Source organism: Actinomadura barringtoniae, from assembly GCF_017573505.1.
GTDB classification, from domain to species: Bacteria; Actinomycetota; Actinomycetes; order Streptosporangiales; family Streptosporangiaceae; genus Spirillospora; species Spirillospora barringtoniae.
Genome location: NZ_JAGEOJ010000003.1, coordinates 353,030 through 378,888 on the forward strand (window position 1 = coordinate 353,030; position 25,859 = coordinate 378,888).

Sequence of the window (25,859 nt, forward strand, 5' to 3'; positions counted from 1 at the left end):
GAGTGATCGAGAGGTCGTGGGTGTGCGAGCTGCCGAGTTCGGTGGGAGTCGATTCCGGGATCGCAGTGCTCGTCGTACAGGTAAGCATCGGTTCTCCTGATGAGCGTGTGGTGGTCCATTCGGTCGTCCTCTCTGTTGGTGGAACTGGTTAGTTGGGCTTGCTACAGGGGGTGAGCGTGGGTGCAGGGCGGTCGCCAGGAGGCGAGCGCGATGTACATGGCGTCGAGGTCATGGCGCTGGCCGAATGGCCTGGTCGGTGTCGTAGAGATCGGTTTCGGCTCCGACGAGGGAGAGCTCGACAGGGATGCCGAGGCGTTCACCGGTCTTGATCAGGTACTTGCCGCGTCCGGGATGGCGTGCGCCGGGTTGCCAGGAATCGGGCGCGGACCAGGAGGTGACGAGCCGTTGTTCGGGGCCGGTGAGCGGAGCGATCTCGCCGACACGTGCGAGTTCTCGTGGTGGCAAGCCAGCGAGCACGGTGATGGCGGAACGTTCGGCGAAGCCCCGGGCTTTGGCGCGGTCTTCCTCGGTGGCCAGGGCGTCCAGGTCGGCGAGTGAGTGGGTGATCATGATGGAGGCCATACCCTTGGCCCGGTTCAGCCGGGTGAGGGCGTCGGCGTGCTCGACCAGGCCGGGGGCGCCTCGCAGTGCGCGCCAGAGTTCGTCCATGACTCCCAGGTATGAGCGACGTGGTCCGTGCTCCAGGTCGGCGAGAGCGGTGGAGGCGTCGACTATGCCGAATGCGTAGGCCCAGGTGCAGAGCATCGCTGCGGTGAGGAGCTTGTCTCCGGCCGCGCGTACACGGGAGATGTCGACGCTGATGGCAGGCGCGCCGAGGTCGAGCGGTCGGGTGGTGGATGCGTCGAAGACACCGGCCAGCGAGCCGGAAAGCAGAAGGTCAAGGGTGAAGACCAGATCGCGGGTCTGTTGGCGGTAGGCGGCATCGGTGTCGGCGCGGGCTGCGGCACGGAGTTGATCCGGTCCGGTCTCCAGGACGTGGAGGACGTCGGGGATGGTCGGCTCTCCGGCGAGACGGTCATCGAGCAGATCGATGGCACGGCCGAGAACGACCTCCTCCGCATTGGTGATGCGCGCTTCTCGGATCAGAGTGGCCAGTGCCATCAGGAGTGAGAGCCTGCGCGACCGGGCTTCCCATCGCAGCGTGACAGCGTCGGCTCCGGTGAGATGTTGCAGTGCAGTGGCGAGAGGGCCGGCGTCGAGCGGGTTGATCCGATCCAAGCCCCGGCCGATGCGGATGACTTGGCCGCCCAGGTGCTCGACCAGCATCGTGTAGTCCGGTTTGGTGTCGCCGAGGATGATGGGCGTCGTGCCGGTGGCGACCGCGCCCGTCACGAGTCGTTTGACGAGCGTGGATTTGCCGGTGCCGGGTTGGCCAAGGACGAACATGCCGGGGTTGGTGACCAGCCCCGCCCGAAGCCAGGCCAGCGGGTCGAGGCAGACCACCTCGCCCCATAGCTGGTGGCGTCCGACCGGTGTCCCAATGGTCGGGGTGCCGGAGCCAGCGGTGAAGGGGTAGAGGCCGCAGACCTGGCTGGTGGTTGCCTGGAACTCGGGTGCCGGCTCTACGTGCGCCGCGCGTCCGGCGTCTCGAAGCCGCCATCCCCATGCAGGTGCCAGCGCTCTGCCCATGGCCTCCCTTTCTGCACGTTGGGGAGGGCTGGGGCGATGGTTCAGCTTTGTTGACGGGGTGGGCATCAGGGTCTCCTCAACGGAGGCTGCGACGAGAGAGGTCGGCCGGACAGATTCCGCACGGCAAGGTGGTGGCGAATCCGGCGGCTTGGCTTCCCCACAGGCGCCGTAGCCGGATCCGTGCGGCGTCGGCGGCGGCCTCGACATGGGCGAGCGCGCGTTTGAGCTGTTGCTCGTCAGTGACGGTGATCGTGGCGTACATCGACACGAGGCAGACGCCTGCGCCCATTGCCTCCTCAGCTGCGGCCTGGCGGGCGCGGGCGCTGTCCCAGGTGTCGCGTGCGGTCTCGTCCCGGCCCGTGCGGCGTCGGAACTGGGCCCGGAAGGCCGCCGCGTTCACCTCTTGCTGGAGCACTCGGCTTGCCGCGGCGGCGGGAAGCGCGCGGTATTGCAGGGTGATCCGCTTCGGGAACGGGCCTGGCGCGACCAGCCGGGACAGCACGTCGGCGTGGACGTTCTGGCGCGGCGGTTCGTGCCACGCCCACGAGACGCTGACACCACCGTCGTGCTCGTAGTGGTCGGTGTGCTCGATGGCATGGACGGGTCCGGCGTCGCTCCAGGCGAGCAGCTCGTCGGTGTCGGGCCTGGTGAGCAGCCGGTTGACCTCGCCCCGGGCATGGGGGTCGAAGGCTGTTCGTACGGCCCCGGCCACTTCGGACGCGGTGGCTCTGCCGAGCACGCTCACCCCGCAGCCACCTAGGGCCGACTCCAGACCGTTTAGCACTCGCCCGATGTCGGCGACCGCCTCGGTGAGATCGCGCGGCGCAGCCGGTGAGGCCTTGGGGTCGAAGGTGATCGACACGCGGGTGTCCACGTCGGCAGCTGCGGCCGGTGCGCGCTGCACGAGTTCGTTCAAGATGTCCTTGGCGGTGTCGGGCGCGTCGGGGGTGACCACGCGAGCCACCGAATCGGCCAGCGTGGAGCCCGGCTCGGGCGCGGTATCCACAGTCACCGTCACCCAGCGGACGGCCGGTAGGTGCCCGAGACCGGCCAGCCACTGGCCCCAGGATGCGACCCAGTTGTCGGCGTCGGAGCGGTCAGCGAGCCAGGTCGAGGCCGGCACGACCCGCAAGGTCGCGGTCAGCCGCCCGGTACGGCGATCCCACACGAGCCCGTACCGTCCACCCGCGCCATCTTCCGCGCTGATCAGCGTCAGCGGCGCGAGCACTCCCGGGAGCTGGAACGCCCGTGGGTGGTCGACGACGACCCCGGCGGAGTACCGGTTTCGGGCACGGAGGGTTCCCCACCACCAGCGCCAGCGCGCGAGGACGATGCGTCCTATTGGGACGCCGCCTATCCGTACCAGGCAAAGCAAGCCCGCAGCCAATATCGGTGGTGCGAGGTAGAGCAACGCGACCGGGACGAACGAGCCGAGCAGGAGCAGGGCAACTGCTCCGCCGAGTGCGGCGAAGGTCGCCGTGGTGTCCAAGCCGAGCAGACCGATGCCGTGCCGACGGCGCCATCCTCCGTAGGTGCGGATCTCATGCGCCACCGCCACCACCTCCTCCCGCTCCCGCGCCGGTGGGGCCGCCGGTATCGCCCGAGCCGGACGGCTCGCCCATCCAGCGGATTCGTTCTGTCGTCTGCCGACGCTCGTCGTCCCAGGCGCGGGCTGAGGTCGGGCCTATCGGCTCGTCGGCCGGAGAATCCGCCGCACCACCGCCATACGAGGTTCTGTCCTCTCCGGCATGCCCCGTGCCGTGAGCCGAGTGTCCGCTGCCGGTGGGGGAGGCTGGGTCGTGCGGCTGTGCGCCGGGGGCAGAGTTGTCTCTGGCCGGGGTGGATGCTTCTCCACCAGCGAACGCGTTTCCGGTTGGAGTCGCATCACCGGGCCGGGCGTTGCTGTCATCGTCCGTTTGATGGCGCTGACCAGGTTCCTGGTCGCCGAGCTGCTGACGCAGATAGCCAGCGTGCTCGTTGGCCGAGGAGTCACGGCTGTGCCGAGCGCCGCTGTTGGCGGTGTAGGACTGGAGCGCCCCGAGTGTCATCGCGCCGTTCAGGACGGTGCCGAGGATGCCGCCGCTGTTGCCAGCCTGCGTATCTCCGGTGGTCCAGCTGAAGAACTTCAGCAGCACAGGGAAGGCGATGAGGCTGACGGCCATCATCGTGAAGCCCATCAAGACCGCGTGGAGGCTGTGTCCGTTGCCGATCAGGATGAACGCCGTCATGTACGCGGCGCCTGCAGCGGGTTCGTAGAAGATCAGTGCCAGGCCCCAGCCTGCGACCTTCTTGAACCACGGCTGGGTGGCGGGGGTGATCATGCCTGCGGCGGCGAGCGGGAGGAGCCCGGCGAGGATGATGAGCGCCGCTCCGCGAAACAGCATCAGGAACGCCTGAATGATCCCGATGAACAGGGCAACGATGCTCAAGATGACGACGACGGCCGCGGGCGTACCGCTGGGGAAGGTCACGATCTTTGTCATCCGGGCAGCGAAGTCGCCGTGCGATGCATTGCTCAGAGCCCAGCCGGTCCATTCGTGCCCGTACTGCAGAAGCTTGTTGGGCAGCGTGGCGCCGATCGCGGTCACCGCCGTCAGGACGACCAGGCCGCGTCCCATGTCGACCAGCGGGTTGGCCTTGTGGGTCAGCATCATCTTTGCGGCGGCGATGAGCAGCGCCATCATCGCGACGGAGATCGTGATCGGCTGGGTCAGGTGCTGGAGAAGCCCGATCACGGGCTCCTTCTCCAGGTCAGGCGGGTCCGTCTGCACCCACCAGGAGGACGTCGAGGAGATGAACCAGCCGACGGCATCGCTGAAGGATCGAGCGAGGCTGTCCATCACGTTTCCGCCGACCTCGGTGAGGTCCGGCATCGGCGGCCCCCAGGGATGGCCGCCACCGCCATGGTCGTTGTCGACGGTCTGGACACAGCTGGGGTCAAGCACGGCCGAGCACGGCGGCGGACGCAGGAGAGCCAGACTCACGGAGAACGTCGTCATGGGCGCTCACCCGCCCTGCGGAAATCGGGTGTAACCGTCGGCGGACTCGATCGGGGCTGCCGACGCGGCCCAGTTCCCGTTCGGCGGCCCCACCACCCGCCAATCGCCGTCGCGCCATTCGAGCAGGACTCGCGTAACGGCTCGTACCGTGGCGTCGCTGTCACCAGGCCCGGCGGTGACCAGGTCCAGGTCGGCGAGGTCGGATGTGTAGCCGAGCCAGCGGAAGCCTTCGATGGTCACGTATGCGCGTCCCAATGGCCGCCCATCCGGCGTATGAGTGCTGCGTCGCTGCTGCTCGTACGCCTGCCGGGTCTCGTCGGCAAGCGCCGCCGCGTCTGGACCGGTCACCTGTTGAGCGATGGTGGGCTCGAAGATGCGGGGGCCCCACACGGCGTTCGCCCTAGCCGTGATGTGGATCGCTGCGAGCATTGCTCCACGCGGAGTCCGGGAGAATCCAGAGGCCAGGCTGTCCTTCGATGTCAGAGGTCCGTCTTTGGCCGACCAAGGAAGTCTGATCCCCTGGTAGTCCTGCCAGGTCAGGTCCGTGAGCGAGATAGGAGGAGCGGCCTGCACCGCCGGCACGCTTGTGCTCGGTAGTGAGAGGCGGGCCGCCCCTGTCTGCTGGGTCTGGGCCCTCTGTCCGGGAACCCGGGCATGCTCATCAGCCGGGAAGGCCAGGTACCCGAGCGTGCCGGTGAGGAGGAGGGCGATTGTCACGTTGCGGATATCGCGTTTGCGGCGGCCGAGGCGACTACGAAGGTCTGCCGCCCGCTGAGGATGCCGGCTCATTTGCTGAAGAACACCCCCACGACTGATGCCGCGGTGACGGCCAGGCTGAGGCCGCCCAGCACCCACGGCACACCCGTGGCGCCGTCGGCGGCGAAGGTCGAGCGGTTCTTGCGACCGATCGCCATCTGCCCGGCGCAGAGGAACAGACCGGCGAGCCCGCAGATCATCACTGCGTATTTGCCCCAGCTGAGAAGGAGCTCCATCTTCTTGTCCAGCCCGGGTGGAGCAGCCGGTGGTGGGTCAGGGACCTGGACTCCAGGGCTAGGCGTTTCGGTTGCGCGGACCTGCACGTCGCCTGGGCCAAGCCACACCGTTCGTCCCTCGTACAGGGGCAGAAGTCGGCCGGAGATATAGATGTGGGTCAGGATGATGGGATGGATCATGTCGCCTCCGGGGGCACGTGACGGACTGGATTGATCAGCGAACGGGCTGATTAGCGGGCCAGGTCTCGGATCGTGGCTAGGGCGGCTCGCGCCCGTGCCGAGAGTCGGACCGTGCCGGGGTCGTCGACCAGGCGCAGGGCCGCGACGAACGGCATGCGCACCACGCCGCCGACCCGGTCCTGCAACATCGCGAGCCGGGCGGCGGCATCCTTGGGCTCGGGCCCGCCGTCGCTGACGACGACCAGTGCCCTCACAGGCTGACCACGGTCGCGGAGCGCTGTGACCGCCAGCGTCGCCGCCCTGGTGGCCGCCGCGGTGTTCCTGCAGGTCACCACCAACGGACGTCCGCTCGCCAGGAGTTGCGCCCGCCTGGCATCCAGAGCATTGATCGAACCGAGATCCCAGCTAGCGCCCATTAGAGCCGCGAGCGTGGAGGTCCCGGCTCCACCGTGCGCGCCGGCAACAAGAAGCTCCCCTACAGTTCGCCCGGCACGCCCGGCGCCCGGCTCTGAAGTCCAATGACCGGGTGCGAGCAGGGCTTGTTCGAGATGCCGGTTTCGTCGTCGACTCACCCGATACCCCCAATTCACTTCGCTGGGTGGTGGTGCAGTCACCGTACGTGCCATACTTACAGAGCGCAAGCAGTGTCAAACAACTTCATCGAAGCTCATCAAGTGAAGAACGTGCTTCCGCAGCACACATCCACGAGACTGGAGAGGCGACATGACCCAGACCCCAGGAGCCACCGCCATGACCGACGAGCAGGCACCCGAGCAGCCCGGCCGCGACCCCGACGTGCTCACCACCGCCGAACTCGCCGCCAAGCTCGGACTGTCCGCTCAAACGGTCCGCCGGATGGCCAACGCGGGCCAGATCCCCGCGCTCAAGACCGGCAAAGACTTCCGGTACTCCTGGGAAGCGGTCCGCCAGGTGCTGCGGCAGCCCCACCGCGAACCAGGGGTAACCGCCGATGACCCACCCGTCTCCACCGACACCGACGAGCCCAAGAAGGGCGCCGGCTACCGCGCCCAACGCCGCGCCCGCACCGGCGCACAAGAAACCGACCAGCCCTAACTCCCGCGCGCCGTCCCGCCCGCGCACCCGGTGAAGCTCCTCATCGGGGCCTGCGGCGCCCTCGCGGCCCTCGTCCTGCTGCTACCCCTACTCGCCGTCACCGGTCGCCCCTCCGCCAGCGCCGACTCCACGCTTGCGGGCGCACCCACCGCCTACGCCCGAAACGACATCCCACCCGAGTACCTGCGCTGGTACATGGACGCCGCGCAGACCTGCCCCGGCCTGTCCTGGCCTGTGCTCGCCGCGATCGGCAAAGTCGAATCCGACCACGGACGCTCCACCGGCTCCGGCGTGCACTCGGGTGAGAACTCCGCCGGAGCAGGCGGCCCGATGCAGTTCATCGCCGCGACCTGGGCCGCCTACGGCGTCGACGGCGACCACGACGGCCGCAAGGACCGCTACAACCCAGCCGACGCGATCTACGGTGCCGCCAACTACCTCTGCGCCAACCATGCAGGCCAAGGCGGCAAACACCTCTACCGCGCGATCTGGCAGTACAACCACGCCGACTGGTACGTCCACAAGGTCCTCGCCCTCGCCGCCAAGTACGCCGCCCCTGCCCCCAGCAGCCGCGGCGTCATCGCTGTCCGAGCCGCCCTCCGCTGGCTCGGCACCCCCTACTCCTGGGGAGGCGGCGGCCCCTCAGGCCCCAGTTACGGCATCGCCCAGGGCTCTGGCATTAAAGGCTTCGACTGCTCCAGCCTCGCCCAATACGCCTGGGCCAAGGCCGGCGTCACCATCGACCGGGTCGCCGCAGACCAATACAACGACGGCCCTCATGTCCCCCGCGACGCCCTACAGCCCGGCGACCTGCTCTTCTTCGCCACCAACACCAGCGACCTGCGGACCATCCACCACGTCGGCATCTACCTGGGCCGCGGGCGCATGGTCCACGCACCTCAAACCGGCGACGTCGTCCGCATCTCCGACTTCGCCCACAACGCCTACCGCCAAAGCCAATACGTCGGAGCCACCCGCCCATCCCCAACCAACCACCACAACAGCCAGGTCTAGCCGTCCGGAGGCGTTCACATGCCCTCTAGCCGACTCTCAGGAGACACACCACCTCAAGCCCGCCATCAGAGCCATCGCGAGCACTCACCGCTGCCGAGACGCCATCCGGCACCTCGCAAGCTCGCCAAGACAAAGCCCCGCTGCGGCCCGATCCGAGCCTTCAGCTTCGGCGGCGGCTGGCAATCAACAGCTGCCCTAGTCCTGGCTGCCCAGGGGAAGCTCGACTTCGAGGTGTTCCTGTTCGCCAACGTCGGCGACGACTCCGAGAACCCCGGAACGCTCCGCTACATCCACGAGCACGCGGGCCCCTTCGCCCGAACGCACGGCATCGAGCTCCGCCACCTATCACGCATCCGCCGCGACGGCACAACCGAAACCCTCTACGGCCGCCTCATGCGCGAAGGCTCCCGATCCATCCCCATCCCCATCCGCATGAGCAACGGCGCCCCAGGCACCCGATCCTGCACATCCGACTTCAAGATCAAGGTGATCGGCCGCTGGCTCAAAGCCCACGGCGCCAGCCCGACCAACCCCGCCACCGTCGGAATCGGCATCAGCGTCGACGAGATCCACCGCGCCAACAACCGCCGCACCGAACCCTACGAACGAATCGTCTACCCACTCCTCGACCTCGGCATCCGCCGCACCGACTGTGCACGGATCATCCAATCGGCCGGCCTTCCCGTGCCGCCCAAGAGCGCGTGCTGGTTCTGCCCGTTCAAACGCCTGGAGGCCTGGAAGGCACTCCGCCGCGACGACCCCGACATGTTCACGCGGGCCTGCCACCTCGAGAACACCATCAATCAACGGCGCCGCACGCTCAACCGCGACCCGGTGTGGCTGACCAGATACGACGCCCCACTCTCCGAGGTGGTCCCCCTCGAAGACCAACTCCCGTTCGACGACTCCGACGCCACCTGCGACGGCGGCTGGTGCTTCACCTGACCTGAGCCGCCTGCTCCGACGCAACCGAACCAGCTCGGCCACCAGGGAGACCACCGATGGAGCCCATCAAGCACGCAGACCTCGCCGAACTTCCGACCGTCGTAGACATCGTCACCGCAGCCCGCGCACTCGGCCTGTCCCGTACATACGCCTACGACCTCGCCAAACGCGGCGAGTTCCCCTGCCGAATCATCCGCATCGGCACGTGTTACCGAGTCCCAACCGCTGCACTGCTCGCCCTCCTCGAAGCTAATACGCCAGGAGGCACAAACTAAGTCGACTCACGTGCAGTTGACCGATAGCGCGGCCATGCCGAGGTCACCGCACGCGAGGCGATCGTCGATCTCACCATCCCCCAACGCCGACCAAAGCCGCTACCCACGGCCCTCCTAGCACCAGCACTCCATGGTCACAGCGGCCAGCAGAATCTCAGCTGGCCGCTGTCACCAGTGTAAATGGCAGCCTTGTGCTTACTCAGGAAGTGCGAATTCAGCTTCTCGTCCCGGGTCCAAGAAGCACAGTTCATCTCACAGAGAGCTAAGCCACGCCCTCACCAGCGACGCGCCAGCGTTCAGAGTCGGCGTTGCGGACGAGCAGATAGCTCCAGGGTGTGTTCCCGTTGCGCATGCTGACTTCGTCCTTCTGGTGGAGGTCGAAGTTGACCCAAACACGCACGGCTTGCGAGTAACCGCCTCGCTCGTAATGGTCCGCTACTGGAGCGTCCACCTTCAGATTGGTCAGGCTCTTCCAGTTGCAGAAGGGACTGTCGGCCGCAGATTCTTGGGTCTCGTAGTACTTTGGCAGGGACAAGTCGCGCACTGTCCGGCGGTCGTGTGCCACTACCGCGTCTAGATAGCTCCGGACCACTTGGTCTGCGGAAGCGGACGGCGGGGGCGATGGCACGTCCCTGACCTTCTTGCCGCACGTGGCGGTGCCCGAAGTTGCTGCGTAGACCGCAACTGCACCCAGCAGGGTCGCCGCGCCTGCCGCGGCCCCTGTCCTCTTCGTCAGCCGCACGCTCGTCTCCTAATGTCGGCCGGGTCTGAAGCACCGCATACGGGGGCGCGCTGGTCACGCGCCCCCGTGCTCATCATTGTCTACTTGACGACTTGGAAGACATAGAGGCGGGCGTTGGGGTACTTCTTCCTGACCGATGGCCAGGACTCCGACAGGTAGCGGTACCTGTAGTCGTCGCTGTGCTGGGCGTACCAGACGTGGGTCCCTGACGAGGGATACCTTGCGATGGAACTGACGACCGCCACATGCCCAATGTCAGGTGATCCACCACTGAAGTCCCAGAGCATGATGTCGCCCTTCTGGACCTCGCCCCACCGCATCCGCCAGCGCACGCGGCGCTGGCTGTCAAAGTGGCGGTAGAAGTGATTGGAGGCGGACCAGGAGTAGGACCGCGAGACTAGCGAGCCTTTGTACTGGTACCAGAACTTCCTGTTGTTGGTGTAGTAGGGCCAGTAACCCCTGTAGCTGGCATGTCCACCCTTACGGAGAGCCTTGGACACGAAGTTTGTGCAGTCGTCGCCATAGCGCGCTGCCTTCTTGTAGACGTTGTTGATCGCCCAGCTCGCAGTGCCCGAATTGCTGACACTTTGAGTGGTGGCCTGTGGTTCGTCGTAGACCGGCCAACCTTGCTGATCCACCGGCAGCGCTGGTGGCGTGTCGACCTCAGCCGCCGCCATCTCGCTTCTCTGAGCGGCCGAGAAGGCGTTGATCTGCCCAGCTTGGTTGACGGTGTCATCCGCTCCACCTGCCGCGATGTCAACCAGTTGAGGCTGGCCGGCCACCGTCTGGAACTGAAAATCGGCGGTCTTGACTGAAGCGTCTTGGACTGTGTCGCTATCAGCGGCGGGTTTGAATTGGGTCGTGCCGCCGATTTCAGCGAACACCTTCACAGACCCGTCAGGCTGCGCCGATACAAGAGACTGGTTCAGTACAGCCTCACCACTGGATCGGGAGATCTTACGCCCAAGCGCTTGACTAGCCCAGTCGATGAGTTCGTTCGCGCGCGAATAGAGGATTGTTCGGATGAGATCCCGCTGCGCAGCCGAGGAAAGCGCTGCCTCTACGGCACTGGCAGAACCGTTGAGCAGAACTTCCTTAGCGTTGCTGTACTGCTTGATCGCGTCGGTGTACTTCTGCGTGCCGTTGGGCACCGCCTGCGGCGTCACGCTCCCGGTCGCGGTCCAGGGACCGGTGCCGAAGGCGGACTTGGCGCGGACCTGGAACCGGTATGCCGCACCGTTGGTCAGCCCCGTGATGATCTGGCTGAGACCTTCGGTCTCCACAGTGCGAATCTCAGCGCCACTGCTATCCAGTACCTGAACCTGGTAAGTGGGTTCCACAGCGGCCCCGAAGTCGTCAGGCATCCCCCAGGTGACGAGGGCTCCCTGATCCCCTTGCCGCGCCTTGACCTCGACCGAGCCCGGCGCTGTCGGCGGCACGTAGGTGATCGTAAGGGTGGGCTTGGGTGCTACCGAAGTACCGAAGGTGATCGGTTCGGTCGCTCCCTTGGCCTTGAGAACCAGCCCGTGATCATCGGTTTGGTCTTCGCGCCAAGCCGCGACCATTCCGCTGATGTCCAGTGACGTCTCCGGCACGGGCGCGCTGGATTCTCCCTCATCGGCCAAGCCGCTGTTGAGATCCGCACCAGTGGTCTCCGTGGTGGGATCCTTATCGTGCTGGTGGGCCTGGATCTGCATCCCGCCGGGGCAGGCAGCCTGCCCGCAGGTTGCCTGCCCGAGATCCAACGTCGCCGACTGGACCTGTGCACCAGCGGGCAATGTGCCGAGATCGAGCTTCAGCCACGCCAGGTCTTCCTGATCACCCGCCCCTCCGACGGTGACCTGCGCCGCGTCCTTCAACGGGCACGGTGCACCGCTGCAGGCTCCAGCGCCGATCCTGGCGGACTTGACGGTGACCTTGTCGCCCGAGATGGTCAGTGTCTGGGTCGGCGGGGCCGGCTTGGGCGCCGGAACCGTGAAGGAGACCGGAGCCGATTTCACAGTGCAGCCGTCGTTCACACAGGCCTCGAGCCTCCAGTTGTAGCTGGAGCCGGGATTCACCAGACCTTCGGGGAGTTGGAAGGCAACTTGCTGACCATCGCTGACGGAGCCCTCTCCGAGCGGACCCGATCCGACTGGAGCGCCCGCGGCGTCATAGAGATAGAAACGACCAGTGGTCGCTCCCCCCGAGGGACGGCTGACCGTTCCAGCCAGTACCGGCTGGGCGGGATCGTCAAGGTTGGTCGTCAGGCCGGTCGGTGTACGTGGGGCGTCAACAAGCAAGAACCGCCACGGCGTCTGAATGGCGTCCTGTCCATCGGCAGACGCCTTCACCCGGAACCGGTAAGCGCCAGGGTTAGTGAGAAAGCCGGATCCGATCTGCCATGAGGCGGTCTGGCCGGAGGGCTTCGACGAAACCGTTCCACTAGCGATCGGGGTGTCGGAGACCAGTGGCGCTACCTCGAACGCGTAGGAGACCGGGCCATTCTCAGGTGAGGTGGCAAGCGCTGTGAGGGTCGGACTGAGGCTGTTGGCTCGGACGCCCTCGGTCCATTCGTCGTCAACTGGCCCAACGGTGGCTTTGGTGAAGTCAAGGCCCTTGCGGAAGTAGCCGAACACATCGGCAGAAACGGTCACTGCCGCTGTGCCGGTATTGCGGATGACTAGCTTGCCGTCAGTTCCAAGCTTGGCGATCGTCGCGCCAGCGGCGGCGATATTGGAGTCGAAACCGACCGTCTGGGTGCTGGGGTTGATCGCACCGGAAGGGTAGGTGCTAAGAGCTCCGGCAACAGTGCTCTTTGCTGTGAGAGACAGAGACACCGCCTCGACACTCGAACTCGCAGGCAGACCGCCCTGACCGAGGGGGGCCAGCGTGTACTCAGCGCCAGGAGCGATGCTTACGTTGTTAGCCAGGCGCGCAGGCTGCAGCGTGCGCAGAGTGGGGCCTGCCGGCTGCCGTTTGGTGTAGTAGCCCGCCACATCGACCCAGATGGTCACTGCGCTGCCACCAAGATTGTGAATGTTGATCTTTCCGTCTGCGCCAACCTTGGTAATGGCAAAGTTCTGTGCTGCGTTCCCGCTGGCATAGTCGATCGTGGCGTCAGCGGGCAACGCGTCACCAGCTGCATAGGCGCGCAGCGTTCCCGTCGATGTCGCCTTGGCGCGCAGCGTGAACGCCACTGCCTCGACATCGGACGCCGGAACTCCGCCCTTGCCGAGCGGCGTCAGCTCGTAGTTGCCAAAGGCCGGCACGCTCAGACCGTTGACGATTCGCGCGGGAGTAAGTGGCGAGTAGGTGCTGCCGGCCGACGCCCCCGCGGCGTTGAGCGTGTAGCCGTGGATATCAAGGTAGACGCGGACCGGCCCGGCTCCCTTGTTGGCGATCTTCACGTTCCCGTCGGTGCCGACCTTGGCCGTCACCGTGTTCGCAGCGTAGAACTCCGTCCGGTAACTCAGCGCAGCGGCCGTCGGCTCGGTGGCGCCGGAGGGGTAGAGCACCAGGGCGCCCGAGCCTGAGGCGCCCTTCGCCGAAATGCTGACTGCTACCGAACCGACGTCGGACAAGGGCACTGCCCCCACTCCGACGACACGAACCGTCGTCGTCGCGTTTGCAGCAATCTCGACATTGTCGAGCGCCCGCCCCCGAGTGGGGAAGAACTGGCCGGAGGTAAGTGATGACGCCTCGGCCATCGCCAGGCCTCGGCCGAGGGAGCCAGACACCTCCAGTGAAGTAACAGCGAGGATTATAGTCATTACTATCAGTAGTGACCGATGGCGGCGACCAGGGAGTCGAAGAATGCTCATCGAATAAAGTTTCTCCACGCAGGGGTCAACCCGAAGGGGTTGACAGAACGATGTAGCCAGGGGATGGCACTCAACTGCAGATACACGATCAATGCCAGCCGGGGAAGAATACGGTCAGCATTTTCGTACAGTCAATATTGCTGCCGCAACAACTTGACCACGTGGAGTTAGTGAGCTTAGCTAATAGCCGCATGGAAGCCCTGCCAGCTTGCGGTTTCCTGGCTTACCACAAGCCCAGGGTCCACCCTCGAAGATTCTGAGTCCAGGCAGCCGGCCCGACAAGGGTTTCAAACCAGGTCGCCAAAAGAAGTCAACGGTTCCAGACGGACTGTAAACCTACCGGCTGCTTCGGGCGTCGCGCCTTGGCAGTAGCCACCCGATCCACGGCGCCCTGACAGGGGGGACATCACAGCAGTAAACGGCTTTGGGGTCGTGTGGCCATCTCGGCGCGCGATAAATCAGTTGCTGCGCGGCGAAGAGATCCACACGCGACGCGCTGGGCCGAGGTCACCATGACCCGCGGCACCTCCGGCCAGCCCCTGCCCACCGATCCTGAGTTCAGCCTCCGGACTGTCAACGAGGTCCACTTGAACCTGGCAAGCCGCCAGATCCAGTTGGACGACGTACAACGCCACGTCCTCTGAGACAGCGCCCGCCTCGCCGATACCAACTACGCATCTGCCCAGCCGGGCGACACTGTCCACCTGGTGCCAGGAGCATTCGCCGAGGCGACTATCGCCGGGGTGCCCACGGCTGGTCTCGACAGCTGAACGACTGAACTGGAGGGCTGCGCCGGCGAGCGTGGTTGCCACTTCGGGCCACTAAGCGATGGTCTTGTTTGCATGACCCCAGCTCCCCGCCAATTTCACATGGGGGCACCGCTTCCGCTGGGCCCCGAACCGCGAAGGGAGGAGCGCTGGAGGCGCTCCGGCCGAGTATGGCCACTCTCAGAAAGAGCACACGGGATACGTCAAGATACCAAGAGGAGGTAACTGACGTCAGCGAAGATTTGAGCCCTAATGGCACTAGACATATCAACGAGAGTTATTCGACCGATTAGAAACTACCACAGAGGCTCTATTCCAGAAGATGTAAAGTCCTTGATTCACGATACCGCAATGAATCAAGAAGTATCAGGGCCACTTATTGATAGCCTCACCTCTTCGATCAGAAAGACGCGCGTAGAATTCTCAAGGATGATGGCGATTGGAATTCTTGGCCCTCTAGTGCTGATCCAGGTACTGCGCCTTGCCGGAGCGGACAGCTTTCTTGCTTCAGACTCCCTCGCGGGGAGCGGATCCAAGAATTCCATTGCCATCTGGACATTTGGACTTACCTATATCCTGGCAAGTTATCCTTACTGGAGAATGAGGAACGGGAACGCCTACGTAGCGCACTATCTTATACGGGCAATCAGAAGAGGGCTCGACTATCAGGCGCAGTCAATTTCACAAGAACGCAGAGACGATTTTGCAGACGCCATCCAGATGGCAGCCACACGATACCGCGTGATCTACAGAAGAGTGAACAGCGTTCGCATATTCTCCAAGCAAGTCAAAGCTACGGCTCGACGCTGCCGGGACAACATCATGAGCATGATTCCTTGCATTGTCACGGCAGATGCCGACCAAGTAGCGGAAATCGTTACCGACCTCGCTCGCCTGCTCATCCGCTCCCAGACTGGGTATTGGCACCAGACAAACGATATTGCCAGATCTCCTGTGACTAGGCACTGGACGGATAGGGCCCGACAGCAGGTCACCGACTTCCTCTTGGACCGTTCAGTTCAGATAGCCATACTGGCTGCTATAGCATCTCTTATCGCTGCCTTGGTTGCACTATTGGGTAAGGGATATATTAAATAAAAAGGAGGAGCATAAGGGCGATTAAGACCCTCTCGAAGAGCGCCCTTATCTTGACGGCCATAAAGGGTGACTGGCGCCCCTCGAATTGCCTCGTCAAGGAGATGCTTTTCGAGTGGCTCATCGCACCCCTCTCTCGAGCCATCGATCTGACCATGAACCTCAGTTCTGGCCAAGCGTCCAGTGTGCCTTGGCCTCCTGCAGCACATCGTCCCGGGACAGACCCTGCGCGAGGACTTCGACGGCCGCTGCGGTCGCCTGAGCAACCCAGGCGTCGCCGGCCCGGGGGCCGGGCCGGGCATCACCAATAGGCACCAGCCGCAGGATGGCTTCGCCGAGCAACAGAATCGTTTTCTCACTCGGCGAGCCGAACCCAATCAAGACCGCGGCAGCGAGGTTACGGGGCCCACCTTCTGGCCACATTTTGGCGGCGTCGCCGACGAACCACCGCATGTTCGTCACCTCCCCGTAGTTGCCGCAGTCATCCGTGATGCTCTTCCAGAGCGGGTGATTGTGCTTAGGAAGAAGGATCATCAGCCGGACCAGTCGTTCAACCGCGGGGGTCATCTCGCGCACGGGGCATACCGCCTTTCGCGGGGGATGTGAGAGCGTCCACAGTAGGCGGCGCCTCTGACATTCCTCTCACGGTGGTGGCCCCACGGGAGGCGTGATTCATCCGGCGCGGATGACTCGGTAGATCTTGAGAGCGCGTTCGTGCTCCGAGATGCGGAAGTGGGTCATGCCGCAGCCCCAGAAGGCCGCATAGCGCATCTCCGGATCACCTGCCGGTTCATCAGGCCGGCTGTTCGCCCAGGGTCGCGGGAGACCGTACCCAGGCGGTCGATGAGGGCTTGAACGCGACGGCTGGCAACCCGAGCGTCTCGGCGTGCCACTCGACGCGGTAGGCGGTCACGAGGCTTACCGAGCGGCTATCACTTCATCCAAAGTCGTGCGCTCCCCTCGCCACGCTGCGCCTCTTCGCGGCGCTCGTAGAAGTCCGGGCGCTGTAGGAGACGGTCAGCAGGCTCCAGGTGTGGAGCAGCTCCCGGAATTGCCGGTAAGCGCCAGATCTCGTGAGCAGCGGCCTCAGCAGCCCCTGGTACTCCCTCACGAACCGGGGCACTCCCGCTCGGGCAGTCGGGCAGGGAGCCGCTCATCGAAACGCTGGATCGAATGGGGTGTTCGGGTCAGGTTCCTAACGGGAGTGCGGCTTACGGTGAGTCAGGCATGTCCGAAGAGTTGCCTACGGCGTCCAGGTCGGCGCGCAGCAGGTTTTCCTCATCGAACTTGTAGAGGGCGTCGGCCACCGCTCGTTCGCCGACGACACCGATACCCAGGATCTTGCCTGGGTCGGTGTTGCGTAGCTCGCCGATTGTGTCGATGCCCGCGCTGCTGAGTTTGCGTCGCAGGACCGTGCTCAAGTCGAGCTCAGAGATGTGGAGTAGGTCGGCAGGTGATTCCACTACCTCGTCTGGGTTGGCCATAGCGTGGTCGACCCGTCGTCGCCAGTTCTCCGACAGCGCCCAGTGGTGCTTCTCAGTGAAGTTTCGGATGCCGGCTGCGGCGCGGACTGAGGATGGGAGGTGCCGGGCGGCGTAGCGCAGACGGGCTTGCTCGCGTGTGAGGCTGTCGATGACGCGCTCGGCCTTCTCGATCTCCCCGCGATACTTCGCGGGTGCATCGGCGAGCTCGGCTTGGAGGCGCGTGTTCTCTGTGCGCGCTACCGCCGCGGGGCCGGAGTCGGTGGAGTCGAAGAGGATCTGGGCGCGTTCCTCGATGTGGCGATCAAGGTCGGCCATCGTGGCCCGGAGTGCTTCGGCAAGTGCATTGATGTCGATACCGTCTGCCATGTCGCCATCCTGGCCGGATGGCATGATCGACCTCAGAGGGTTTGAGGAGAACGGGTCTATCGTGCTTCGCCGCCGTGCCAGGAGCAGGTACCGCGGCCTGACGATCTCGACCAAGTCCCGTCCGCGCATGACGTCCCACCGGCGGGCGGCGTCATGGGTGGCAGGGCAGGGACGGGCGGGCTGCTGGCCATCTGCTTGCGGAACTGTCGAAGCAGTCGGTCGAGTGCCTCATCCTCGGGATCCGGGGACATGCACGTCTGGTTGCGGAGCATCAACATGGTGGGGTCGTCGCCCGGACCGCAGTTGATCACAGTAGGTGTCGGCTGCTCCCACCGAGTGGCTGAAGGCTTGGGCGACGCTGACGGTGACGGCTGAACCGGGCCGGTGGCGTGCCGTGACCTGGCCATGTTGAAGCCGACGAGCACCAGGACGACCAGCGTGGTCGCGATGAAGATGATCCCTGCCCGGGGCTTGAGGGGTTCCTCCACGTCCTGAGCGTAGGAGCGCGAAGGTCTCGGGGTTCTTCATCTCGTGGAGGTGGCCGACCACGGTCAGCACGTGTCGCCCGCCATATTGGAGCTCATGCGGCCGGACCTCCTAGAGAGGATTCGCCGCACTGCTAATGCGCTTACATGGCGCTTCTTGATCCGCGGAACCGATGCCGTCGCAACGGAGGTAGGCATCCCTGAGCGGGCCGCTCCCCCGCCGGGGCCACGGAGTCTTCTGGGCTGCTGCCGTCGCCCGCGCAGGGCGCCGAGTGCAGCTCTAGGTGCCGGACGGTGTCATCTGATGCCCGAGAACCCTGATGACAACCTGATGACAAACGATCAAGGCCTGATCGGGATGATCTCCGATCAGGCCTCTGACCTGCGATCCTGGGTGGAGCTGAGGGGATTTGAACCCCTGACCCCCTCGATGCGAACGAGGTGCGCTACCGGACTGCGCTACAGCCCCAAGGACTCCGCAAGGTTAGCAAACATCCGGGGTGGTTCGCGCATCGGGCGCGGTGGGTCAGAGGTCCGATGCGGGGCACCCGTTCCTCCGGCAAGGCCGGGCCGACCGCCCGAGGCGAGGCGCGGGATCTCCAAGGCGAGGCGGCCGCGGTGAGGTGGGCCAGGACGCCGCGGCGAGGTGGGCTGCTGCGGCTGCGGCGGGACGGGGTTAGACGGGACCGGGGCAGCCAAGCTCGCGTCGGCGGAACGGCCGCGAAGCGGGGGTCAGCCGCCTACGACCCGGCGGTCGTCGGCGTACTGGTCGAAGACCTCTTCTTCGGCGGGCTGGACGAGCTCGATGACCTCGGCGGTCTCCTGGGTCTCGGCGAGGCGGCGGGCCTCGGCGCGGGCCTGGGCTCGTTCCTCGGCCTCGGCGCGGTGGCGGGTGGCGTCCATCTCCACGGCGACGCGGAGGAGGGCCAGGTGGCCGACCAGGAGGAGGGTAGGCGGGATCGTCACCCACCACGGGGCCAGGCCCGTGGAGATCACGGCGATCGAGGTGGCCACGAGGAGGCCGAGCCCCGTCGTACGGCGGCGGCGGCGGGCGATCACGGCGGCGCGGCCCGGACGGCGGCGGGGCGCCGGGGTCGTGTCCTCGTCGAGGGTCTCTTCGGCCTCGCCGGTCTCCTCCTCGAGCGTGGGCTCGTCAAGGGACTCGTCGGGCTTCTTGTGGAGGAGGCGGGAGAAGGCGGTCGCCTCGGTGTCGCGGCGGAGCCACATGGGTACGAGAACGACGGCCCAGACCGCGACGATCGCCAGATACAGAACGGTGCTGCTCACAGGCCCACCGCCAGGGCACGCCGAAGAGGCGGGCCGACTTTCGGCGCGCGCACGTGCATTGGGAGCAGGGCCACGACCCGCACGGTACGAGCCGGTGTCAGAGGTTGACGAGCATTAGGGGCGGTGTGTCGCGAGATCGATCTTGCGGTTACTCTCTGTTTGCCAAGTCTTCTCGATCGCAGGATTCTTACGGCCGGTGCCGACACGAAAGTCAGCGCGGGCCCAAGTGTCACGGTGACGACGACGATCGAGGAAATGCCTGTTTGGTACTCGCGAGCCACCGGGAGCGAAGACCTCCCGGAACATCCTCGACCGTGAGCGCGTAGCAGATGTGATCTCTCCAGGCGCCGTCGATGTGAAGATGGCGCCGCCGAATGCCCTCTTCCCGGAATCCCAGTTTTTCGACCACTCGGCGGCTGGCGCTGTTCTCCGGCCGAATATTTGCCTCGACGCGGTGGAGTCCGACCGTGAAGAAGCAGTGATCTACCGCCAGCGCGACGGCGGTCGGGATGACCCCGCGGCCGGCGACCTGGCGGTCCACCCAGTACCCGATCTGGGCCGAACGCGCGGAACCCCACACGATGGCGCCGATCGTCAGCTGACCGGCGAAACGGCCCTCGTGAGTGACCACCCAGGGCAGCGCCAGCCCCTGCCGCGCCTCCCGGCGCATCGTGTGGACCATGCTGACGTACGGACCCAGACCGCTGCGGAACAACGGCGTCTCAGGGTTGGTCGGCTCCCAGGGCCGCAGCCACTCGGCGTTGCGGACCCGCAACTCCCGCCAGATGGCAGCGTCACGATGCCGCAGCGGGCGCAGCCCGACCGGGCCCTCGGTCAAGGTGACCGGCCATCCGCGCAGTCTCTCCACGGCTCCATGATTCCCTGGTGAAGTATCCGGACGCTATCAATTGTCGCCGACAACTGCTCCAGCCCGCAGACCCAGCCCGCCTTCAACCTGCTCAAAAGCCGTCCAGAACCCGCCTGACAGCTTCCCTCCCACCGGTCCAAGCCCTCCCCTCCACACCCGCTCGGGCCCCAGTCCCCTTGCCCGTACGCGCTTAGCCGCCCGCACCCGCCCGGTGCCCGCCAGCCAGACTCGTTCGGCGTCCGTCAGCCAGACCCGTTCGGCCTCCGCCGCCCGAATCCGCATGGGACAGACCGCCCTCGCCCGCACGGCCTTCGCCACCTGCGCTCCATGCGGCCGTCCGCCAACCGAAGCCGTACGAGACCCGCCGTACCGTTTTCCGGTCACCGCCCACACTCTTCAGGGTTCTCCAACACTGTGACTGCAGGGGCTGGCGTTCCTCCTGCGTCCGTAGAGATGCCCCTAGCGGGGCCCAGCCGCTCGTACGGCCCCACGCAACAGTTATCGGTCAAGGCGGGGAGCCCTGCCCGTCCAGGGCGTGTGGGGCCGTTCAGGGGGTTGCTTGCAGGACGGCCAGCAATCGGGTTACTTCAGTGGCCACCGCAGATCGGCCAGGGCCTACGTACTTTCGGGGGTCGACCAGGTCGGGATTGGCAGCGAGGGCCTCGCGCAGGGCGGCGGTGAAGACCTTGTTGAGCTGCGTGGCGATATTGATCTTCGTCATGCCGCGTTCCACCGCGGCGGTCAGCAGAGAATCGGGCACGCCGGACGAGCCGTGCAGGACGAGCGGCACGGGGACGGCGGCGTGGAGGTCGGCGATCAGCTCCAGATCCAGGACGGCGTCGCGCGTGAGCATCGCGTGCGAGCTGCCGACGGCGACGGCCAACGCGTCCACGCCGGTCGCGTTCACGTAGGCGGCCGCCTCATCGGGTTTCGTACGAGCGCCGGGCGCGTGCACGCCGTCCTTGCCGCCGACTTCGCCCAGCTCAGCCTCCACCCAGACGCCGCGCTCGTGGCACCAGCCGACAATGTCAGAGGTCGCGGTTACGTTGTCCGCGTACGCCAGCGTGGACGCGTCGAACATCACCGACCCCACGCCGATCTCGACCGCCCCACGCACGAGATCGGCCGAGGTCGCATGATCCAGATGAACGGCCACAGGGACGGTCGCAGCACGGGCGACGGCCAGCGAACCGCTGATGATCGGTGCGGCCGCGCCGTGGTAGCGCACGCAGTTCTCGCTGATCTGCAGTACGACCGGGGCACCGGCGGCCTCGGCTCCCGCCACGATCCCCGTGGCGTGTTCCAGCTGGATGACGTTGAACGCGCCGACCCCGCGGCGTCCAGTGGCGGCAGGGCCGACGATCTCGCCGGCGGCTACGAGGGGCATGGATCTCCTAAAGGGGGTGAACGACGATCTCAGACAGCAGCCGGGCGTAGGCAGGCCCGTCGAAATCACCGGCGACCGGGGCTCGTACAGCCGCGGCCGACAGGGCCACCGCGTGCCTCAGCAGCTCCGGCCATGAGGCGCGGTCGGCCAACCCGCTCGCGACGGCGGCCACGGCGGCGTCCCCCGCCCCCGTGGGGTTGCCCGTCTCAAGGCCAGGCGGTACGGCACGCCAGTTGCCGTCAGGGGTGATCGCGAGCATGCCCTCGTGCCCGAGCGAGACCAGCACGGCTCCGGCGCCCTGCGCTCGCAAAGCCAGCGCGCCCTCCACCGGCGAGGGCTCGCCCGTCGCACGAGCCAGTTCCTCCGCGTTGGGCTTGACCAGCGTCGGCCGTCCCGCCACGCCCAGCCCCAGCGCTGCCCCGTCCGCATCAAGGATCACCGGCATGTCCGACGCCTCAGCCAGCACGGCATAGGCATCAGGCGGCACGCCCGGCGGCATGCTGCCCGACAACACCACGACCGACGTTGCAGGAAGGAGCGATCGAAAATGAGCCAGGAAGCCTGCCCATTCCCCCGCGGCGACCTCGGGCCCGCCCTCGTTGAAGACCGTGGCCGCCCCGTGCTCCTCAACGACCGTGACCGTACGCCGCGACTCCGCCCGTACCCCATGGAACGAATGCCGCAGGCCTGCAGCGTCCAGGTCCGCGCGGATCAACTCCCCGGTGTCCCCACCGATGAGCCCGGTCGCCACGACCTCCCGCCCAAGCGCGGCCGCGACCCGGGCCACGTTCACGCCCTTCCCGCCCGCGCGCCGCCGCACAGCCCCGACCCGGTTGGACCCGCCCCACTCCACAACCGGCGTCTCGTACGTCACGTCCAACGCCACATTGAGCGTCACCGTAAGAATCATGCCCCACCCCGCACGGGCGGATACGCGCGAGCAGGACGACGCACCTGAACGTGCAGGCTGGACAGCGCGGTCTCGCCGCACAGCGTGCGTGAGCCGAGCTGCATGGGCGAGTTTCCGCACACGAACGAGATGGGCAGCCCGGACGGGCCGACCTGCAGATCGGAGCCGATCAGCACGAGCGGGTGATCAGCGTGAATGCGTGAGTGGTCCTGGACGGGCTGGCTGACCTGTACCCACGCGCTGCCTCGCAGGCGTGGGCCACTGCACTGGAGCGAACCAGCAGCCAGGCGGGACTTGCCCGGCATGCCTAGACCGAACTTCGGGCCTGAGCTGACCCGTGCCCCTGATCCGTTCCGCGTAGACGCGACGCTGGCCTGAGTGCACGAGGGGTCCGGAACGGGCTGGCGAGCCCGCAACCACGAGCTGTCTCGCGAACGTGAGTCCATCTGTGGCGGCGGAGCGGTCTGGGTCCCTGTGCTGGTCTGTGCGCCTGGTCCAAGCGGCAGGCCTGACCTGTCTTGTTCGGACGGGCCGGCGTGCGTACGTGAGTTGGCTCGCGTGCGTGAGGCGCCGTCCAGAGACAGGTCGACGTGCACGAACGGACCAGCGTGCATGGGCGAGCCCGGCTGCTTGGGCAAGTCGGCGTGCATGAGCGGGCCGGGGAACTGCACGGGCAGACCGGCGTGCACGGACGGACCGGGCTGCACGGACGGACCGGGCTGCATGCGCGAGCCGGGCTGCGTAGGCAGGCCGAGCCGCTTAAGCGAGCAGAGCTGCGTAGATGGGCCAGGGCGCGTAGGCGGGCCGAGCCGCGTAGGCGAGCCAGGCTGCATAGGCGGGCCGTGCTGCGTAGGCGGGCCGTGCTGCGTAGGCGAGCCGTGCCGCATAGGCGAGCCGTGCCGCATAGGCGAGCCGTGCCGCATAGGCGAGCCGTGCCGCATAGGCGAGCCGTGCCGCATAGGCGAGCCGTGCCGCATAGGCGAGCCAGGCTGCGTAGGCGAGCCGGGCTGCGCCAGCCGGCCAGCGTGCTTGGCTGGGCCGCGCTGCGCGGGTGGGCTGGCGTGCAAACGCGTGCTAGCGCGCATCGGTGGGCTGGGGCGTGAGCTGGGAGGCGTTGGCGGCGGGGTGGGCCGAGCGGAACGGGTGAGGTGGGCGGGTAGTGGGGGTTGCGGACGTAGGTGGTGAGGGTGGGCGGTCAGAGCCATTGGCCGGTCTTCATTACTTGGTGGACCGTCAGGTCGTCGTTCAGGACGACCAGGTCGGCGTCCTTGCCGGGGGCCAGGGAGCCGATGCGGTGGTCTAGGCCTAGAGCGCGTGCAGGCGTCAGGGATGCGGCGCGGGCGGCCTCTTCGATGGGGCGGCCTACTTCGGTGACGGCGCGGCGGAAGGCTTCGGCCATCGTGATCGTGCTGCCGGCGATGGACGAGCCGTCGGCGAGCATGGCTCGGCCGTCCTGGACGCGGACGTCCATCGTTCCCAGGCGGTAGTCGCCGTCGCCCATGCCTGTGGCGGCCATCGCGTCCGTAATCAGTGCGACGCGGTCGGGGCCTGCGGTGGTGAACGTGAGCCGGGCGACCTCGGTGTCGATGTGGACGCCGTCGTTGATCAGCTCGACGGTGATCCGGGGGTCGTTGAGGGCGGCTACGACCGGGCCGCCCTCGCGGTGGTGCACCGGCCGCATCGCGTTGAACAGGTGGGTGGCCACGCGTGCGCCTGCCTCAAAGGCGGCACGGACGTGTGCGGCTGTTCCGTCGGTGTGGCCGACTGCGGCGATCACGCCTTGGTCGACGGCTGAACGGATCAGGTCGAGTGCGCCGGGGAGTTCTGGTGCGAGCGTGATCATGCGGAGGTGTCCGCGGGAGGAGGAGGTGAGCCGCTCGAATTCAGCCAGGTCTGGGGCTTTGAGGAGGGAGGGTTCGTGGGCACCGCAGCGGTTCGTGGCCAGGTAGGGGCCTTCTAGGTGGATCCCAGCTACCAGGCCTTCGTCGGCGAGATCGGCTAGGCGGGCGACAGCTGCGAGGAGGGCGTCCGGGGCGTCGGTTACGAGGCTGGCCATCGCGGTCGTGGTGCCGTGCGCTCGATGGAACGCCACCACCCGGCGAACATCGTCGTGCAGGCCGTTCTGGTACGAAGCACCCGCGCCACCGTGCATATGCATGTCGACGAACCCGGGAACGACGTATCGGCCCTCTAGGTCGATCAGCTCACTGTGGGCCTGGGTGTGCAGAGTGCTGTCACCCCGGTCGGCCGATGCGGTGTGGCCCGGGGTGGGCGGGATGCTCTGGTCCCGGGGGGTCGAGGGGCTGTGGGGCGGGGTGCTGTGGGGCGGGGCGGTGGGGGGTGGGGAGGGCGAGAGGGTGGTGAGGGAGGTGATTTGGCCGTTTGCTACTTGGAGGGTGCCTTGGTGGACGCCTTCGGGGAGGACCAGGCGGGCGTTGGTGAGGGTGATCACGTGTCGGCGTCCAGGATGACCGAGCGGGTGAGGTTGCGGGGGGTGTCGGGGTCGAGGCCGCGGGCTCGGGCGTACTCGACGGCGAGGCGCTGGACGCGGATCAGGTCGGCGAGCGGGTCGAGGGTGGTGGTGACCATCGTTCCGCCGACGGCCGCGACCTGGTCGGGTAGGCCGGCCGGGGGTTCGCCGAACATCCAGGCGACGCGGCCCGGGCCGGTGATGCTGATGGGGCCGTGGCGGTACTCCATGGCGGGGTACGACTCGGTCCAGGCGCCGGAGGCCTCGCGCATCTTCAAGGCGGCCTCGTGCGCGAGCCCGACGGTCCAGTGGCGGCCGAGGAACGTGATCTGCTCGGCGTCTCGTACGGGCAGCGGTTCGGTCAGGGCGGTGCGGGCGTCCTCGATCGCGGGGGTGAGGTCCTCGCCGAGGCTCGCGCGCAGCAGGACGAGCTGGGTGGTCGCGAAGCGGGTCTGCACGACCGAGCTCTCGTCGGCGTAGTCGAGGACGGCGACCTCGTCCGCGAGGTCCATGACCGGGGTGGAGGGGTCGGCGGTGATCGCGACGGTGGGGATCGTTCCGCGGACGTGGTCGAGGACCTCCAGGACCTCGGTGGTCGTGCCGGAGCGGGTGAGCGCGAGCAACCGGTCGTACGGGCGGGTCGGCGTCTCGGAGGCGGCGAACGCGTCGGTCTCGCCCTGGCCGGCGACCTCGCGGAGTGCGGCGTACGACTGCGCCATGAACCACGACGTGCCGCAGCCGATGACCGCCACGCGTTCCCCGGGCCTGGGCAGGATCCCGGCGAATCCGGGGGCCGCCGTCGCGGCGCGGTGCCAGCAGTCGGGCTGGCTGGCGATCTCGGTCGCGGTGTGCACGTCCGCCACGTTCGGCCTCCTCGCGCAGTGAGCGCACAGATGCTTGTTGTTGATTGATTTATAGCAATATCATGCAGAAAAGAACAGATTCGTGCGCCGTTAGACTCTGCTCTGCGCGCGCACGCGCAGACGCTGGATGAGCGGCTCTGCGCGTACGCCGCGAAAGCTGCGCGGACGCTGGACCAGCGGCGGCGCGGGGATGGGGGAACGCT

At 66.6% G+C, this 25,859-nt stretch carries 22 protein-coding genes and 1 tRNA gene; 5 read left to right on the plus strand and 18 right to left on the minus strand.

The window, feature by feature from the left end; translation table 11 throughout:
- Window positions 1-228 precede the first annotated feature (228 nt).
- The 6 genes from J4573_RS08610 to J4573_RS08635 all read right to left on the minus strand — a co-directional run bounded on the left by J4573_RS08610 (window position 229) and on the right by J4573_RS08635 (window position 6,156).
- On the minus strand, window positions 229-1,650 hold the full coding sequence (locus J4573_RS08610) for a putative type IV secretion/conjugal transfer ATPase (protein WP_243772661.1): 1,422 nt from the start codon (window positions 1,648-1,650) through the stop codon (window positions 229-231).
- 76 nt (window positions 1,651-1,726) lie between these two features.
- Complete coding sequence (locus tag J4573_RS08615) at window positions 1,727-3,211, minus strand: SCO6880 family protein (protein ID WP_208254748.1); 1,485 nt, start codon at window positions 3,209-3,211, stop codon at window positions 1,727-1,729.
- Window positions 3,192-4,649 carry a TrbL/VirB6 family protein gene (locus tag J4573_RS08620; RefSeq protein WP_208254749.1) on the minus strand — a complete coding sequence of 486 codons (1,458 nt, stop codon included), beginning with the start codon at window positions 4,647-4,649 and terminating at the stop codon, window positions 3,192-3,194. Before J4573_RS08620 ends, J4573_RS08615 begins: the two co-directional genes overlap by 20 nt.
- Before the next feature lie 6 nt (window positions 4,650-4,655).
- A complete protein-coding gene (locus J4573_RS56935; protein WP_504740194.1) occupies window positions 4,656-5,438 on the minus strand; it encodes a DUF8175 domain-containg protein in 783 nt (260 codons plus the stop codon).
- A complete protein-coding gene (locus J4573_RS08630) occupies window positions 5,435-5,821 on the minus strand; it encodes a hypothetical protein (RefSeq protein WP_208254751.1) in 387 nt (128 codons plus the stop codon). Before J4573_RS08630 ends, J4573_RS56935 begins: the two co-directional genes overlap by 4 nt.
- Before the next feature lie 50 nt (window positions 5,822-5,871).
- On the minus strand, window positions 5,872-6,156 hold the full coding sequence (locus tag J4573_RS08635) for a hypothetical protein (RefSeq protein ID WP_208254752.1): 285 nt from the start codon (window positions 6,154-6,156) through the stop codon (window positions 5,872-5,874).
- Between the two features lie 388 nt (window positions 6,157-6,544).
- On the opposite strand from J4573_RS08635, the gene J4573_RS08640 reads away from it, so the two are divergent.
- The 4 genes from J4573_RS08640 (at window position 6,545) to J4573_RS08655 (ending at window position 9,129) form a co-directional block, all read left to right on the plus strand.
- Window positions 6,545-6,895: a helix-turn-helix domain-containing protein gene (locus J4573_RS08640; protein ID WP_208254753.1), complete on the plus strand. Its 351-nt coding sequence runs from the start codon at window positions 6,545-6,547 to the stop codon at window positions 6,893-6,895.
- A 30-nt stretch (window positions 6,896-6,925) separates the two neighbouring features.
- Window positions 6,926-7,909, plus strand: a complete 984-nt coding sequence (locus tag J4573_RS53790) for a C40 family peptidase (RefSeq protein WP_307796554.1) — start codon at window positions 6,926-6,928, stop codon at window positions 7,907-7,909.
- Window positions 7,910-8,140: 231 nt separating this feature from the next.
- On the plus strand, window positions 8,141-8,854 hold the full coding sequence (locus J4573_RS08650) for a phosphoadenosine phosphosulfate reductase (protein ID WP_208254754.1): 714 nt from the start codon (window positions 8,141-8,143) through the stop codon (window positions 8,852-8,854).
- Between the two features lie 56 nt (window positions 8,855-8,910).
- Window positions 8,911-9,129: a helix-turn-helix transcriptional regulator gene (locus J4573_RS08655; protein ID WP_208254755.1), complete on the plus strand. Its 219-nt coding sequence runs from the start codon at window positions 8,911-8,913 to the stop codon at window positions 9,127-9,129.
- Between the two features lie 262 nt (window positions 9,130-9,391).
- Here J4573_RS08655 and J4573_RS08660 read toward each other — a convergent pair whose 3' ends face one another.
- On the minus strand, window positions 9,392-9,871 hold the full coding sequence (locus tag J4573_RS08660; protein WP_208254756.1) for a DUF4829 domain-containing protein: 480 nt from the start codon (window positions 9,869-9,871) through the stop codon (window positions 9,392-9,394).
- Window positions 9,872-9,951: 80 nt separating this feature from the next.
- The gene (locus J4573_RS08665; protein ID WP_208254757.1) at window positions 9,952-13,560 is read right to left on the minus strand and encodes an amidase domain-containing protein; all 3,609 of its coding nucleotides are present in this window, start codon (window positions 13,558-13,560) and stop codon (window positions 9,952-9,954) included.
- A gap of 1,232 nt (window positions 13,561-14,792) precedes the next feature.
- On the opposite strand from J4573_RS08665, the gene J4573_RS08670 reads away from it, so the two are divergent.
- Window positions 14,793-15,539 carry a hypothetical protein gene (locus tag J4573_RS08670; RefSeq protein WP_208254758.1) on the plus strand — a complete coding sequence of 249 codons (747 nt, stop codon included), beginning with the start codon at window positions 14,793-14,795 and terminating at the stop codon, window positions 15,537-15,539.
- 159 nt (window positions 15,540-15,698) lie between these two features.
- On the opposite strand, the gene J4573_RS08675 is transcribed toward J4573_RS08670, so the two are convergent.
- From J4573_RS08675 to J4573_RS08720, 10 genes are all read right to left on the minus strand, one after another.
- Window positions 15,699-16,112, minus strand: a complete 414-nt coding sequence (locus J4573_RS08675) for a hypothetical protein (RefSeq protein WP_208254759.1) — start codon at window positions 16,110-16,112, stop codon at window positions 15,699-15,701.
- A gap of 635 nt (window positions 16,113-16,747) precedes the next feature.
- On the minus strand, window positions 16,748-17,500 hold the full coding sequence (locus J4573_RS08680) for a hypothetical protein (protein ID WP_208254760.1): 753 nt from the start codon (window positions 17,498-17,500) through the stop codon (window positions 16,748-16,750).
- 766 nt (window positions 17,501-18,266) lie between these two features.
- A tRNA-Ala gene (locus tag J4573_RS08685) sits at window positions 18,267-18,340 on the minus strand.
- A gap of 263 nt (window positions 18,341-18,603) precedes the next feature.
- The gene (sepX, locus tag J4573_RS08690; RefSeq protein ID WP_208254761.1) at window positions 18,604-19,158 is read right to left on the minus strand and encodes a divisome protein SepX/GlpR; all 555 of its coding nucleotides are present in this window, start codon (window positions 19,156-19,158) and stop codon (window positions 18,604-18,606) included.
- A 229-nt stretch (window positions 19,159-19,387) separates the two neighbouring features.
- The gene (locus tag J4573_RS08695; RefSeq protein ID WP_208255021.1) at window positions 19,388-20,017 is read right to left on the minus strand and encodes a GNAT family N-acetyltransferase; all 630 of its coding nucleotides are present in this window, start codon (window positions 20,015-20,017) and stop codon (window positions 19,388-19,390) included.
- A 556-nt stretch (window positions 20,018-20,573) separates the two neighbouring features.
- Window positions 20,574-21,413, minus strand: coding sequence for a class II fructose-bisphosphate aldolase (locus tag J4573_RS08700; protein ID WP_208254762.1), 840 nt, complete (start codon window positions 21,411-21,413; stop codon window positions 20,574-20,576).
- A gap of 7 nt (window positions 21,414-21,420) precedes the next feature.
- Window positions 21,421-22,311, minus strand: coding sequence for a 1-phosphofructokinase family hexose kinase (locus tag J4573_RS08705; protein WP_307796555.1), 891 nt, complete (start codon window positions 22,309-22,311; stop codon window positions 21,421-21,423).
- A gap of 8 nt (window positions 22,312-22,319) precedes the next feature.
- Window positions 22,320-22,499, minus strand: coding sequence for a hypothetical protein (locus J4573_RS08710; RefSeq protein WP_208254764.1), 180 nt, complete (start codon window positions 22,497-22,499; stop codon window positions 22,320-22,322).
- 1,019 nt (window positions 22,500-23,518) lie between these two features.
- Window positions 23,519-24,775, minus strand: a complete 1,257-nt coding sequence (gene nagA / locus J4573_RS08715; RefSeq protein WP_307796556.1) for an N-acetylglucosamine-6-phosphate deacetylase — start codon at window positions 24,773-24,775, stop codon at window positions 23,519-23,521.
- Window positions 24,772-25,656: an SIS domain-containing protein gene (locus J4573_RS08720; protein WP_307796557.1), complete on the minus strand. Its 885-nt coding sequence runs from the start codon at window positions 25,654-25,656 to the stop codon at window positions 24,772-24,774. Before J4573_RS08720 ends, nagA begins: the two co-directional genes overlap by 4 nt.
- Window positions 25,657-25,859: the final 203 nt, after the last annotated feature.